Source organism: Streptomyces sp. NBC_00237 (genome assembly GCF_026342435.1).
Taxonomy (GTDB): domain Bacteria; phylum Actinomycetota; class Actinomycetes; order Streptomycetales; family Streptomycetaceae; genus Streptomyces.
Map to the genome: position 1 here is coordinate 125,388 of NZ_JAPEMT010000003.1, position 13,946 is coordinate 139,333.

The window sequence follows — 13,946 nt, forward strand, 5'->3', positions numbered from 1 at the left end:
AGGGGGCGGGCCGCCGTCCCGTTCCGCGCCCCGCCTTCGAGAGTCACACCCCGGCTAGCTCGCCCTCCAGCGCCCGCCCCTTCGTCTCCGGGGCCGCCACCGCCATCCACCCCATCGCCAGCAGCACGGCCACGGCGAGGACGCCGAAGGTCCACGGCAGTCCGAGCACCGGCCACAGCACCGACCCGAACAGCAGCGGCGCGAACCCGGTCAGCGAGCGGCTCACCGAGGACGCCCAGCCGAAGCCGCTGGCCCGCAGCGAGGTCGGATAGAGCTCGGAGGCGTACGCGTACAGCGCCGGGATCGCCAGCTGGATCAGGAAGCCGAACGCGCCGATCGCCACCAGTGCGGCGGTTCCCTGGTCCCGTACGAGCGCGAAGACCACCAGCGCCGCCGTGGCCAGCGGCGCGCTCACGCCGATCAGCCACTTCCGCCCGACGACGTCCACCAGGGCGGTGGACACGAGCACGCCCAGGATGCCGAGCCCGGCCATCAGCGTCGTGCCGGTGAAGGCCGCCGTGTCGGCCTGCCCCTCCGCCTTGAGGATCGACGGCATCCAGCTCAGCGCCGCGTAGTAGACCAGCAGGACCGTCGCGAACATCGCCCAGACCGCCGAGGTGACGCGCGGGCTGAACGACCAGATCAGGCGCAGCTGTTCGGCCGCCGCGGCGAGTCCGCGGGTACGGGGAGCGGTCGGCGCATCCGGGATCCCGTACGGCTCGACGGGCGCGCCGGTACGGGCCACGAGGTCGTCGATGACCGCCCGCGCCTGGGTCTCGCGCCCCTTCCCCGACAGGTAGACCGGCGACTCGGGAACCCCGCGCCGCACCCAGAACAGCAGCAGCGCGGGCAGCGTCATCGTGAAGAGCATCCAGCGCCAGTTCCCGTCCAGCGGCAGCATCGCCGTCGAGACGAGCCCGCACAGGGTGACGCCGATCGGCCACCACAGGTCGAGCGCGGTGAGGATCCGCCCCCGGTACTTGCGCGGCGAGAACTCGCTGACCAGCGCGTAGTCCACGGGGATGCAGCCGCCGAGGCCGATCCCGGCGAGGAAGCGCAGGACCAGGAAGATCCAGTACGTCGGCGAGAGCGCGCCGAGCACCGAGAACACCGCGAAGATCAGCAGCGTCACGCTGAACGCCTTCTTGCGGCCGATCCGGTCGGCCACCGACCCCCAGGCGATCGCGCCGACCGCCATGCCGACGAGGTTCGCGGTCGCGACCAGGCCGCGCTGGGCGAGGGTGAGGTCGAACTCCTTGCCGACCAGGGGCATCAGGAAGCCGTTGAGGGCGATGTCGTACGCGTCGAAGAGGTAGCCGAGGCCGCCGATGACGAAGATCTTTCCCTGGACGCCCCACTTCCACGGGAGTTCCTGGACGATGTGATCGCCTGTCTTCACTGCTGCTCCAAGTGGGGGCCGGGTGGGGGAGAGGGGCTGATCATAAAGCGTGTCCGCGCACGTCACACGCACGTCACGCGTACGGCAAGCGCACGTCAGGCGCAGGGCAGGCGCGTGCGGGGGCCGGGGTCGGGCCGTGCTTCCCGGGGCCGGTACGCCGAAATCCCCGGGCCCCCTCTGGGACACGGCAGTCGGGCTTCGTAGAGTCCGTGGACATGACCACCACAGCCCGCAGCGGCAGCAGCGTCCCCGCCCCCGCGCCCGTTCCCGCCCTCTCCTCCCGGACCGCGTCCGTCGGCGGCTCGCCCGTCCGGGAGATCCTGGCGCTCACCGAAGCCCCCGAGGTCATCAGCTTCGCGGGCGGCCTCCCCGCGCCCGAACTCTTCGACTCCGAGGGCATCCGCCGGGCGTACGACGCGGTGCTGAGCGAGTCCCCGCACCGGGTCCTCCAGTACTCGACCACCGAGGGCGACCCGGCCCTGCGCGCCTCGGTGGCCGCCCGGCTCACCACGCGCGGCCTGCCCACCGAGGCCGGGGACCTCCTGATCACCACGGGCTCGCAACAGGGCCTCTCGCTGCTGGCCTCCGCCCTGCTGGAGCCCGGCGACACCGTCCTCGTCGAGGACCCGACCTACCTCGCCGCCCTCCAGTGCTTCGGCCTCGCGGGCGTCCGTACCGTGCCGGTCCCCACCGACGAGGACGGCATCCTCCCCGACGCCCTGGACGCGCTCGTCGCCGCCGAGAACCCCAAGCTCCTCTACCTCGTCCCCAACTTCCAGAACCCCACCGGCCGTACGCTCCCGCTCGCCCGCCGCCGCGCCGTCGCCGAGATCGCCGCGCGGCGCGGGCTGTGGGTGGTCGAGGACGATCCGTACGGCGAACTGCGGTTCGGCGGCGAGAGCGTGCCGTGGATCTCCGGCTGTCCTGGCGGCGAGGACCGCACTGTCCTCCTCAGCAGCTTCTCCAAGGTGATGGCTCCCGGCCTGCGGCTCGGCTGGCTGCGCGGGCCCGAGGCACTCCGGCGCGCCTGCGTGATCGCCAAGCAGGCCGCCGACCTGCACACCTCCACCCTCGACCAGGCGGCGGCCGCCCGCTACCTCGCCGACAGCGATCTGGACCTGCACCTGGAAATCGTGCGCGACGCGTACCGGGTGCGCAGGGACGCGCTTCTCGCGGGCCTCGCGTCGGCCCTCCCGGCGGGCAGTACGTGGAACCACCCCGAGGGCGGGATGTTCCTGTGGGCCCGGCTGCCCGACGGCCTCGACGCGGCGGCGCTGCTGCCGAAGGCGGTCGAGCACAAGGTGGCGTACGTGCCGGGGGCGCCCTTCTACGCGGGGCGTCCGGACGCGGCGACGCTGCGGATGTCGTTCACGACGCACACGCCGAAGGAGATCGGGGTGGGGCTGGAGAGGCTGCGGGAGGCGCTGGGGGCCTGAGGGGGCGCGGGGCGCGGGGGTGGAGGCGGGGGGCGGGGCATACTGGCCCCGCTCCGACCACCCTATGAAGTGCCTTCACGAGGAGAACGACAGGGATGACCGCAACCTTCAGGACCGTCATGGACGTCGCCCCCGAACACCTGGGCCAGGCCGAGGCCATGGACCGCCTCTTCCAGGCCGCCATCGCGCCCGCGACCGTCAACTTCGACTTCGGCCACATCCGGGAGGCCGCCGCCGCGATCCCCGACAGCTCGACCGTGAAGCTCGTGCGGGGCTGGGGTCTCCAGGAGACCGCACCCGTCGCGGTGATGGCCCTCTCCCTCAAGGAGGCCGTACGGCAGGCCCTCCCGCCGGAGTTCGCCGACGCGTCGTTCTGGCCCACGGTCGAGCGGGAGTTGGAGTCCGCCTTCACCGGGCTCGCCGCGCAGGAGGGCGCGCCGGGACTCGCGTACTACGAGGAGGCCCCTGACCGCACCGGCTACTACCGCGACCTCTTCTTCGCGCTCCAGGGCGGCGAGGACCTGTACGGGATCGCCTTCTGCATCGACGTGAGCGTGGGCCTCGACAAGGCGGGCGTCGGCGCGCTGTCCCTCACGGACATCGCGCCGTACCGCATCCGCCTGAACGCGATCGTGGTCCGCCAACCCCTCGCCCTGACGGCATCGACCACCGCCTGACCTCCCCTCTCCCACTGCTTCCCCTCCACCGTCCCACCGTCCCGCCGTCCCGGGCCGGTTCGGAATCAACGCGCCTGCCCCGCCGAGGAGTTCGGCCCCGGGAGTCCGCGTACCTCATGCGCTCAGCACCACCGGGTTGGTGAGCGCCGCCATCCGCCCGTCCGGATGCCGCACCTCCACCCGTACGAACCCGGCCTCCTCCGCACTCGTACGCCACTCCACGACACCCGCACCGCCCTCCGGCAGGGGTGCGTGGTGCACGGTTCCGCACTCGGTGTGGAAGGTCACGACGCCGGAAGCCACGCCCCGCACCTCCACCCGCGCCACGACGGGCTCAGCCCCTGCGGCCGTGAGCCGTTCGCCCACCCCGGCACTCCGGGAGGTGTACGGCAGGTTCGTCGTCGCCGTGGACGGTGGCGCGGATGAGGCCCGCGCGCTGGTCACCGGCGCACGCGGTCGGCTCCCGGACGGTGCGGTCGTCGTTGCCTTGACGCCCGGCGCGGTCGGTGTCGCCCTGAACGCGTCCGCCAGGGCGGCAGGGCTGAACGCTTCCGTCGGTCGTCGTCGACCGGGCAGGCTGTGCGGCGTACGGGACAGGGTCCGGGGCGTGCCCGCCCCGGACCCGAAGTGTCTGACGCCGTCGCTGGCTACGAAGCCGCCGTCCCGCCCTGCTGCTTCTGGGGGTCCACGACCTCACCGGCGGGCGGAGCCTTCGCGTCCACCGGCTTGCCGTAGTCGGAGAAGGTCGTCGTCATCGGCGCCTTACCGCCCTTCTGCTCGACCTTCAGGACGTACGGCTCCCCTTCCGCCGCCACGTACATCGTGATCGTCTCGCCCTGCGCGGTCTTCTTCTGGAGCACGGCGGAGTCCTTGCCGTCGAGCTCGGTGTCCTTGGCGCGGGTCATGCCCTTGCGCTCGGACTTGTCCCGGTCGAGCAGGGCGATCACCGCGTCCTTGTCGCAACCGGCCTGGGTGGCCTTCGCCTCGGCCGGGGGCAGCTTCACCCACTTGTCCTGGAAGGTGGCCGCCGCCTTCTTGCCCTTCGCACCGGAGCCCTGCTGCTTGAGGAGGGCCTCCCAGTACTGCTGGTTGCCCTTGAGGTACGTGACCGAGTCGACGCGCCGCAGCTCCGCCTTGGCGTCCTGCTGGGTGTTGGTGCCCTGGCAGTTGCCCTGGGTGTCGACCACGTAGTCGGAGGCCGCCGACCGCCCGTTCGCGGTGGCCTCGGTCCGGATGCGTACCGAATCCGCCTTCTTCGTCGCCGTGACCGACGCATCGGCGATCTGGTCGGGGGACTGCCCGTCGAAGGTCTTCTTGTCCGAACCCGCCGAGCCCGGGGCGTCGGCGTCCGCGCACCCGGATACTCCGACGATCAGAGCCGCGCACGCCACCGCCGACACCACTAACTTCGCCTTCACAGCAAACTCCTCCAAGCGTGAACGAGTGTGAATGGGACCTGCAACTCCCCTTGGTGTCCGGGTAGTGCGGGGGAGTGCGGTGCGCACCCCGAGTACCCGGGTTCGCTGGAGGAAACCCACGAAGCTCTGCGAACGGGGGCTTCGGGTGCAGGAGATGGAGGGCCGGTGAAGCGTGGTCAGGCGTGGTCGTACCATCGCCCACATCGATCCCGGGCCCATCGCCCACATCGATCCCGGGCCCATCGCCCACATCGGTCCCGGGCCCGTCGCCCGTATCGGTCCCGGGCCCGTCGCCACACCGATCCCACCACCTCACGGGGAAACCGCATGAGCATCGAAGAGACCACCGAGGGCGCCGCCGAAGTGACCACCGCCGTGCCCTCCGCGCACCGCCCAGGCCGCCCGGAAGACCTCCCGCCCGCCCCCGTCCTCTGGGCCCGCTGGGGGGTGCTGGCGGGGCTGCTTACCACCCGGGAGCGGGAGGAGGAGTCCGAGGTGCACCGCACCGGGTTCTGGATGTCCCCGGGACGCGCGGACAGCCTGCGGTACGACGACGCCGGGTCGACCTGGTGGGCCCTGCGCGCGGTGGGCGACGGGCGGTACGTCCTCTACGGGGAGGACGAGTCGAGCGGCGTCAAGTGGCACGAGCCCGCGATCGACGTGCTGGCCGGGGCGCCCGCCTGGCTGCCGTTCGAGCTGCTGCGCGACCTGATCGCCTCGTACGAGATCGGCTGCGTGTACTGGTACGAGAACGGGGCCTGGGGCCGTGCCCCCTACCCCGGGAGCCTCCAGGACGACGGGCTCGACTGCGGGATGAGCCGCCTGTTCACGACGGGCGAGGTGGTTCAGGACCTCGCATCCTGGCTGGACGACGAGTTCACCGATCCGGACGCCGAGATCGACCCGGCCGTCTGCGCGAAACTGGTGAGCGACGCCGTGTCAGGGGCCCTCACGGAAGAGGCCGTGGGCACGTTCCTCAGCGGGATCGGGCGGCCGGAACAGGAGACGCCGTCGGTGGTCGGCGTGCTCCGGAGGGCGGGGCTGCTGGCCGAGCCGGTGCCATCGGCGGAGCCTGCGGAGTAGTCGACCGGCAGTCCTCTGCGTGCCGCCCCCGCGTCGGGCCGGTGGTCGTACAGGTCCCGCACCGCGCGGACGTCGTCCTGACCGAGGACGTGGCGGCCCGTCACGGCGGGCTGCATGACGGATTGGGGATCGTCGCTGTGCCCGAAGCCGAGGCTGTGGCCGACCTCGTGCAGCGCGGACTGGAAGAGGTCGAGGCCCCGGCTTCCGGGGGCGGGGCGCAGGGCCCGGCGCCGCTCGGGCACCCCGACGTCCCACTCCTCCTCGTCGTCGAAGTACAGGTCGCCGCGCGGCGGGAAGAACGCGAACGCCGCGATGCCTCCGGGCCCGTCGAAGGGGGAGCCGGAGGAGGCGCCGGAACGCGAGGCGAGGTGGTCGGTGTGGCGGGTGGCGAAGCGGATCTCGATGTCCGCGGGCCCGCCGTCGACCTTCCGGAAGCGGATGTTCCGGCTGGCCTTCTCCCACTCCCGCATCGCACTCCCGATGACCCGCTCCACCTGGTGCTGTTTGCCCCGGAGCGAGTCCTTGCCGCTGTACTCCACGATGCGCCACGTGATGTCGGGTCCCTGCCAGCCGGGACCCACGACGTTGTACGCGGCGGCGGGCGGGGCGGCGACGAGGAGGGTGGCGGCGAGGAGGGCGGTGGAAACGGCCGTGGAAACGGCGGCGGGGAGCAGGATCGGGCGCGGGCGGGGAGCGCGGCGCATCGGACCTCCGTCGGGGTACGCGGCAAGGGGCTGAACCGGCAGGGGGTTGAACCAGCAAGGGGTTGAGCAGCAAGAGGCTGAGCTGCGGCCCTTCCCGTTCCCGGCGGAAGTCAAAGCGGCTGGCCGACCGTGTCGCTCCGATGGCTGACCAGATGGACCCGACTACCAGCCGATCGCGGCGGCCACCGGCAAGTGGTCGCTTCCGGTGGCGGGCAGCACCCGCGCGCTCCTCGGCTCCACCCCGCGCACCAGGATCTGGTCGATCCGCGCCACCGGGAACGACGCGGGCCAGGTGAAGCCGAAGCCGTCCCCGGCCGCCTTCTGCGCCGAGCGCAGCCGCGAGGTGAGACCGGCGAGCGCGCGGTCGTCCGTGGTGCCGTTCAGGTCGCCGAGCACCAGCACCCGCCCGACCCGCTCGGCGGCGACGGCCTCGGCGAGCGCGGCCGCGTTCCGGTCCCGCGTCTCCGTCCGGAAACCCGCCCGGGGATTGACCCGTACGGAACCCAGATGGGCCACGTACACGGCGAGGGGCCCGCGACCGGTGGCCACCGTGGCGCGCAGCGCCCGGTTGTCGGGCAGCTTGTCGGCGGCGGACTTGGCGTCGCCCAGCGGACCGACGTCCGTCCTGATGTCGACCGGCCGGACGTCCGACAGCGGCAGCCTGCTCCACAGCCCGACCGTGCCCAGGACCGCGCGGTACCGGTACGCCTTCGCCAGCTCCTTCTCGTACGTGCCCCTGACCTGCTCGGCGAGTTCCTCCAGCGCCAGTACGTCCGCGCCGGATGCGGCCAGGGCGCGGGCGGTGCCGACCGGGTCGGGGTTCGCCGCGCCCACGTTGTGGCTCGCCACGGTGAGGTCACCGGCCGAGGGAGACACCGGCCCCGACCTGTCGCCGAGCAGCCCGCCGAAGAGGCTCAGCCACACCGTCACCGGCAGGAGCAGCGCGGCCACCGCGACGGCGGAACGGCGCAGGAGCGCCGCGAGCAGCAGCACCGGCACGAACAGGCCGAACCAGGGGAGAAAGGTCTCGACGAGGCTGCCGAGGTTCCCGGCCCGGTTCGGGATCCGTGCGTGCAGCAGCAGGAACAGGCCCAGCAGCAGCGCCAGCGCCGCGAGCACCCGGCCGCGCTTCCAGGGGCCGGGGCGGAGGACGGTGCGGAGGGCCCGGGGCAGGTCCGTGCGCCGGGGTCCGGCACGGGGTCCCGCACCGGGTCCCGCACTGTCCGCCGCGTCCGCCCGCGTCGTCGTCCGAGTTCGTTCGGTCGTGCTCACTGCCGCATCCTCGGGTCTTCTGTGGGGTCGGCGTACCTGCGCGGGCAACCGTGGTCGATCGCCTCGGTGCGCAGTTCGTAGTGCCAGGGCTCGTTCTGGTAGATGCGGCACAGCCCGTAGGCGGCGCCGTGTTCGGACAGCCATGCCGTCGCGGCGGAGCGCCCCAGGTCGACGGCCTCCCCCGACACGTGGGGGGAGGTCTTCGCGGTGGCCACCCAGCGGGCGGCCTCGGCGGCGGTCCCGTACGTCGAGACCGCCTCGCGGAGCAGTTGGTTCTGGTACCTCGGGGACCGCCAGCCGCTGTTCACCTGGAACACGACCCCGTCGCCCGAGGCGGCCCTCGCCGCCCGGCGGAGCGCGTCGAGCAGGTCCGCGTCGAGATTGGCTACGGCCGGGACCGCTCCGTCGAAGACCGTCGTACCACCGGGAACGACGCCGTCGGCCCCGCCGACCGGTCCGGGGCCCTCGCTGTGGAGGTCGGGCGGGTTCGGTGCGGCCGACGAGAGCGCGGACTTGGCGGCCCGGCGGGCAAGGAGCGCGGCGAGCACCGCCAGGCCGACCAGCAGGACGACGACGAGGAGCCGGGGAACGCGACGGCGGGGCGGCGTCCGGGTCGCCCGTATCGCTGACGGGGTGGCCGAGGGCGGGGCCGATGGTGGAGTTCGTGTCATGCAACCAGCCAAGGCGGCACGGTGTTGCGGACGCGTATCCGGTTTTCGATACGCCGACGATAGGCGTCGGCTCGTAGCCTCGGAGCATGCGAGTGCTGATCGTCGAGGACGAGCCCTATCTGGCGGAAGCCATCCGCGACGCCCTGCGCCTGGAGGCGATCGCCGCCGACCTCGCGGGCGACGGCGACACCGCTCTGGAACTGCTGAGCGTCAACGCGTACGACATCGCCGTGCTCGACCGGGACGTCCCCGGCCCCTCCGGCGACGAGATCGCCACCCGCATCGTCGCCTCCGGCAGCGGGATGCCCATCCTGATGCTCACCGCCGCCGACCGCCTCGACGACAAGGCGTCCGGGTTCGAACTCGGCGCCGACGACTACCTCACGAAGCCCTTCGCGCTCCAGGAACTCGTGCTCAGGCTCAGGGCACTCGACCGCAGGCGCGGCCACAGCAGACCCCCCGTGCGGCTGCTCGCGGGCCTGCGTCTGGACCCGTTCCGCAGGGAGGTCTACCGCGACGACCGCTATGTCGCCCTCACCCGGAAGCAGTTCGCCGTACTCGAAGTCCTGGTCTCGGCCGAGGGCGGAGTGGTCAGCGCCGAAGAGCTCCTGGAACGGGCGTGGGACGAGAACGCCGACCCGTTCACCAATGCCGTACGCATCACGGTTTCGGCCCTGCGCAAACGGCTCGGCGAGCCGTGGATCATCGCCACCGTGCCGGGCGTCGGCTACCGCATCGAGGCGGCACCGGGCGGCGGACGTGAGGGGGGAGACCGTGGATAGGCGGCCCGGTATGAGCGTCCGGGTCAAGCTCACCCTCAGCTATGCCGGATTCCTCATGCTGGCGGGCGTCCTGCTGATGGCGGCGGTGTGGGTGTTCCTCCTGAGGTACGTCCCCGACCGCGCGATGCTCTACGAGCCCGATGACGGTGACAGGCTCAACGGCGGTGTCTTCCCCATCCGGTCCGTCCTGCTGGAGGTCTTCGCGCCGAGGGCGACCGCCGTCATGGCGTTCCTGCTGGTGTTCGGGCTGGTGGGCGGCTGGCTCCTCGCCGGGCGCATGCTCGCCCCCCTGACCCGCATCACCCACGCCACCCGTACGGCCGCGAGCGGGGAACTCGCCCACCGCATCCGGCTGGAGGGCCGCAAGGACGAGTTCCGGGAACTCGCCGACGCCTTCGACGGCATGCTGGAACGGCTCGAAGCGCACGTCGCCGCGCAGCGGAGGTTCGCGGCCAACGCCTCGCACGAGCTGCGCACCCCGCTGGCGGTCTCGAAGGCGCTCCTGGAGGTGGCCCGTGCCGATCCGGACCACGACACCGGCGAGATCATCGACCGGCTCCACACCGTCAACACCCGGGCGATCGACCTCACCGAGGCGCTGCTCCTGCTCAGCCGGGCCGAGCAGCGCTCCTTCACCCGCGAACCCGTCGACCTGTCACTCCTGGCGGAAGAAGCCGCCGAAACGCTCCTCCTGCTCGCGGAGGCACACGGCGTCACCCTGGAGACCGGCGGCGACATCTCCCGCGCGTTCGGCTCGCACGCGTTGCTCCTGCAACTGACCACGAACCTGGTGCAGAACGCGATCGTGCACAACCTGACCGCGCAGGGCACCGTGTGGGTCACCACGGCCGTCCGCTCCCGGAGCGTGGTGCTCACCGTCGAGAACACGGGCGAGGTGCTCGATCCCGAGCTGATCCCGACACTCACCGAACCGTTCCAGCGCGGCACCGAGCGCCAACGGGGCGGCAGACACGGGGGCGTCGGGCTCGGTCTGGCGATCGCCAAGACCATCACCCACGCCCACGACGGAACGCTCACCCTCGCCCCGCGCCCCACGGGAGGCATCCTCGTCACCGTGGAGCTACCGGCCGCCCACCCGCCCGCCGAGGGGTGAGCGGCGACGGGCGAGGGGCCTGCGGGTGTGGCGCCCGCAGGTGAGGGGCCCGCGGGTGAGAGGTCCGCGGGTAAGAGGTCTGCGGATCAACTCTCGTTCGCCCGCTGCTTCTTCAGGGCGAACGCGATGCCGCCGCCCGCAGCGACGACCGCCAGTGCGACGCCCGTCCAGGCCAGCGCGCCCGACGAACCCCCGTCCCCGGACGCCGTCGGTCCGGTTCCGGCCGCCGTCGTGGTCCTCGGCGACGTGCCGCCCCCGGCCGGGGGCCGCTGGTTGAGGCTGCCGACGGGGGTGGTGTGCCCCGCCGCCTTGAACCCCCAGTCGAGGAGATCGCGCATCTCGGCGTACACCTCGTCGTGCTTCTTCTCCTGAGGGTTCATCACCGTCACCAGCAGCGTGCGGCCGTCGCGCGTCGCCGCCTCGGCGAGGGTGTTGCCCGCGTGCGAGGTGTAGCCGTTCTTGCCGCCGATCAGGCCGGGGTACTTCTCGACGCCACCGATGCCCGACAGCATCCGGTTGGTGTTCGAGATCGCGAACGGCTTGCCCTTCGTCGACGGGCCGCCGGGGAACTTCGCCTCGGCCGTCGAGCAGTACTCCTTGAAGTCCGCGTTCTTCAGGCCCTCGCGCAGGAACAGCGTCAGATCGTACGCCGACGAGACCTGGCCCTCCGCGTCGTAACCGTCGGGGCTGCGTACGTGCGTGTCCTTCGCGCCCAGTGCGTCGGCCCGCTTCTGCATGTCCGCGACGGTCTTGTCGACGCCGCCGTTCATCGAGGAGAGCACGTGCACGGCGTCGTTGCCCGAGCGCAGGAACACGCCCCGCCACAGGTCGTCCGTCGTGTACTGCTGCCCGGGAACTATGCCGACCGCGCTGCTTCCCGCGCCCATCCCGGTGAGTTCCTCGTCGGTGACCTTGTGGCTGAGGCCGTGCGGGACGGTGGGCAGCACGGTGGCCGCGAAGAGCATCTTCAGGGTGCTCGCGGGAGGCAGCGGCCAGTGCGCGTTCGACGCGGCGAGGACGTCGCCGCTGTCGGCGTCCGAGACGATCCAGGACAGGGCCGAAAGTCCCTTCGGCAGCGCGGGCGCCCCCGTTCCGGCCTGCGGCCCTGGCTTGGCGAGTCGCTCCCCGCCGACCGCTGACATCTGAGCGGGCGGGGTCGGCGGCTTGTCGTCCTTCGCCGCCGCCGGAGAGGCCACGGCGAGGGCGGTGACCGCGCCTGCGGTCAGAGTGACGAACCCGCGCCTGAACTGCGGAGAGAGGGAGGAGCGCATCGTCCGAACGTATCGCAGCCGCCCGCCCCCGAGACCCCGTCGGGCTCCCGTGGGGAAGTGGACTTTCCCACGACCGAGGAGGGAACGCGCGGCGGCGGGATTCCGTCCCGGCGTTTCCTACCGGACCTTGTGGACCGTGGTGTCTTCGGGGTTCAGCCGCCGTCCGTCCGAGGACAGTACTTCCAGTGGGCGCAGGGGCTTTCCCCGCTCGCGGTCGACCAGTTGGGAGTGCGGCTCGCCGGGGGCGAAGGAGTTCTGCTCGCCCCACTGACGCAGCGCCACGACGACCGGGAACAGCGCTTCGCCCTTCGGGGTCAGTACGTATTCGCGATAGGCGCTGCCGTCCGACGCGGGTACGGATTCCAGGACGCCGCCCGCGACGAGGGTACGCAGTCGGGCGGTGAGGATGTTCTTCGCGACGCCAAGACCGCGCTGGAACTCCCCGAAGCGGCGGCTGCCGTCGAAGGCGTCCCGCACGATCAGCAGGGACCACCAGTCCCCGATGGCGTCCACCGACCGGGCGACGGGGCATTCGCTGTCGTCGAAGCGCGTCCTGGTGACCATGGCGTCCGTCCCTCGGTCTCTCGATCGGTCTCTCGGTCTCGAAGTGGTTGCAACATGCTACCAGAGGAGGTTACTGTCCTCATCGTCGATGGTGGTAGCAAGTTGAAACCAGATGGGTGGGGAGTGCTGATGCTTGGCGACCGGCGGGGCGCGATACGACAGACCGGCGAACAAGGCCCGGAGGGAGCGGGGTTCGTCCTGTCCCGGGGGGTCGTCGCCCTGTTCGCCGTCGCCTGCGGGGCGGCCGTGGCCAATGTCTACCTGTCCCAGCCGCTCCTCGTGACCATGGGGCGCGACCTCGCCCTGAGCCCCGCGTTCGTCGGCGGCGTGGTCACGCTCACGCACGTCGGCTACGGGCTCGGGCTCTTCTTCCTCGTACCGCTGGGTGACATCGCCGACCGCAGACGGCTCGTCGTGGCCCAACTCCTGCTCCTGGTGGGGGCCTTGGCGTTGGTGGCCGTCGCCCGCACGGCGGCCGTCTTCCTCGTGGGCCTGGCGGCGACGGGGCTCCTCGCCGTCGTCACGCAGACCCTCGTGGCCTTCGCGGCGTCACTGGCCGCCCCCGCCCGGCGCGGACGGGTCGTCGGCCAGGTCACCAGTGGCGTGGTCGTCGGAATCCTGCTCGCCCGCACCGTGTCCGGCCTCCTGGCGGATCTCGCGGGCTGGCGCTCCGTCTACGTGGTCTCGGCGGCGCTCACCGCGCTGCTGGCCCTGGTCCTGTACCGCGTGCTGCCGCGCAGCAGCAAAGCGGCACGCGTGAATCCGCGTAACGCGACATCGACGAACCTCCGTTACGGGCAGCTCCTCCGCTCCACCCTCACGCTGTTCGCCACCGAGCGCCTGCTCCGTCTCCGGGCCCTGTTCGGCCTGCTGATCTTCGCCGCCTTCAGCACGCTGTGGAGCAGCGTGGCGCTGCCGCTCAGCGAAGCCCCGTACCACTTCTCCCACAGCGCGATCGGGGCACTCGGGCTGATCGGCGTGGTCGGCGCCCTGGCCGCGACCGCCGCGGGCCGCCTGAACGACCGGGGACTCTCCACGCGGACCACCGGCATCGCCCTGGCGCTGCTCGCCGTCTCGTGGCTGCCTCTGGCTCTGGCCCGCAGTTCGCTCTGGGCCCTCGCCCTCGGGGTGATACTCCTCGACCTCGCCGTCCAGGCGGTCCACGTCACCAACCAGGCCCTGATCCACGCGCTGCGACCGGACGCGGGCAGCCGTCTGATCGGCGGTTACATGGTCTTCTACTCGATCGGCAGTGCCACCGGCGCCCTCGCCGCGACGTCCCTCTACGCGGTGGCGGGCTGGGGAGCCGTCTGTCTGCTGGGCGCGGCGTTCAGCTGCCTCGGGCTCGGGGTGTGGGCGTTCACCCGGCACGTCGAGTAGCGGGCAGGCATACGAGGCCGGGCGTACGGAGCGGGCGCCGGGCTCGGGCGTGCCGGGTGCGGACAAGAGCGTCACGGTCTGCCTGACCACGGGCAGGCTTCCGGCCGATGGCCTGGCCTGCCGTACAGGGGCGTGAGGGGTGGGACGTTCCCGCACGGGAACGTCCCACCCCTCA

Annotated in this window: 13 protein-coding genes and 1 pseudogene; 6 read left to right on the forward strand and 8 right to left on the reverse strand. The window is 72.0% G+C overall.

Features of this window, described 5'->3' with window-relative positions; translation table 11 throughout:
- Positions 1-43 precede the first annotated feature (43 nt).
- Positions 44-1,399, reverse strand: coding sequence for an MFS transporter (locus OG897_RS27450; RefSeq protein WP_266660742.1), 1,356 nt, complete (start codon positions 1,397-1,399; stop codon positions 44-46).
- 215 nt (positions 1,400-1,614) lie between these two features.
- Between OG897_RS27450 and OG897_RS27455 the strand changes: the two genes are divergently transcribed.
- Complete coding sequence (locus OG897_RS27455) at positions 1,615-2,835, forward strand: PLP-dependent aminotransferase family protein (protein ID WP_266660743.1); 1,221 nt, start codon at positions 1,615-1,617, stop codon at positions 2,833-2,835.
- Positions 2,836-2,930: 95 nt separating this feature from the next.
- Complete coding sequence (locus OG897_RS27460; protein WP_266660744.1) at positions 2,931-3,512, forward strand: Type-2Aa cytolytic delta-endotoxin; 582 nt, start codon at positions 2,931-2,933, stop codon at positions 3,510-3,512.
- A 114-nt stretch (positions 3,513-3,626) separates the two neighbouring features.
- Here OG897_RS27460 and OG897_RS27465 read toward each other — a convergent pair whose 3' ends face one another.
- Both OG897_RS27465 and OG897_RS27470 read right to left on the reverse strand, forming a co-directional pair.
- On the reverse strand, positions 3,627-3,956 hold the full coding sequence (locus OG897_RS27465; protein ID WP_266660746.1) for a hypothetical protein: 330 nt from the start codon (positions 3,954-3,956) through the stop codon (positions 3,627-3,629).
- Between the two features lie 203 nt (positions 3,957-4,159).
- Positions 4,160-4,930 (reverse strand): hypothetical protein, encoded by a 771-nt coding sequence (locus OG897_RS27470; RefSeq protein ID WP_266660748.1) that lies wholly within the window; start codon positions 4,928-4,930, stop codon positions 4,160-4,162.
- A gap of 327 nt (positions 4,931-5,257) precedes the next feature.
- Here OG897_RS27470 and OG897_RS27475 point away from each other — a divergent pair, with 327 nt between their 5' ends.
- Positions 5,258-6,013, forward strand: coding sequence for a hypothetical protein (locus OG897_RS27475; RefSeq protein WP_266660750.1), 756 nt, complete (start codon positions 5,258-5,260; stop codon positions 6,011-6,013).
- 59 nt (positions 6,014-6,072) lie between these two features.
- Here OG897_RS27475 and OG897_RS27480 read toward each other — a convergent pair.
- The 3 genes and pseudogenes from OG897_RS27480 to OG897_RS27490 all read right to left on the reverse strand — a co-directional run.
- Positions 6,073-6,717, reverse strand: a pseudogene (locus OG897_RS27480) (matrixin family metalloprotease); the annotation flags it as partial.
- A 162-nt stretch (positions 6,718-6,879) separates the two neighbouring features.
- Positions 6,880-7,890 carry an endonuclease/exonuclease/phosphatase family protein gene (locus OG897_RS27485; protein ID WP_266662451.1) on the reverse strand — a complete coding sequence of 337 codons (1,011 nt, stop codon included), beginning with the start codon at positions 7,888-7,890 and terminating at the stop codon, positions 6,880-6,882.
- Between the two features lie 95 nt (positions 7,891-7,985).
- On the reverse strand, positions 7,986-8,660 hold the full coding sequence (locus OG897_RS27490) for a D-alanyl-D-alanine carboxypeptidase family protein (RefSeq protein WP_266660752.1): 675 nt from the start codon (positions 8,658-8,660) through the stop codon (positions 7,986-7,988).
- Positions 8,661-8,746: 86 nt separating this feature from the next.
- Here OG897_RS27490 and OG897_RS27495 point away from each other — a divergent pair, with 86 nt between their 5' ends.
- On the forward strand, positions 8,747-9,442 hold the full coding sequence (locus tag OG897_RS27495; RefSeq protein WP_266660754.1) for a response regulator transcription factor: 696 nt from the start codon (positions 8,747-8,749) through the stop codon (positions 9,440-9,442).
- 10 nt (positions 9,443-9,452) lie between these two features.
- Positions 9,453-10,556: a HAMP domain-containing sensor histidine kinase gene (locus tag OG897_RS27500; protein ID WP_323188108.1), complete on the forward strand. Its 1,104-nt coding sequence runs from the start codon at positions 9,453-9,455 to the stop codon at positions 10,554-10,556.
- A gap of 86 nt (positions 10,557-10,642) precedes the next feature.
- Here OG897_RS27500 and OG897_RS27505 read toward each other — a convergent pair whose 3' ends face one another.
- Both OG897_RS27505 and OG897_RS27510 read right to left on the reverse strand, forming a co-directional pair.
- Positions 10,643-11,827, reverse strand: a complete 1,185-nt coding sequence (locus OG897_RS27505; RefSeq protein ID WP_266660758.1) for a D-alanyl-D-alanine carboxypeptidase family protein — start codon at positions 11,825-11,827, stop codon at positions 10,643-10,645.
- A 117-nt stretch (positions 11,828-11,944) separates the two neighbouring features.
- Positions 11,945-12,391, reverse strand: coding sequence for a helix-turn-helix domain-containing protein (locus OG897_RS27510; protein ID WP_266660760.1), 447 nt, complete (start codon positions 12,389-12,391; stop codon positions 11,945-11,947).
- Between the two features lie 129 nt (positions 12,392-12,520).
- On the opposite strand from OG897_RS27510, the gene OG897_RS27515 reads away from it, so the two are divergent.
- Positions 12,521-13,771, forward strand: a complete 1,251-nt coding sequence (locus OG897_RS27515; RefSeq protein ID WP_266660762.1) for an MFS transporter — start codon at positions 12,521-12,523, stop codon at positions 13,769-13,771.
- Positions 13,772-13,946: the final 175 nt, after the last annotated feature.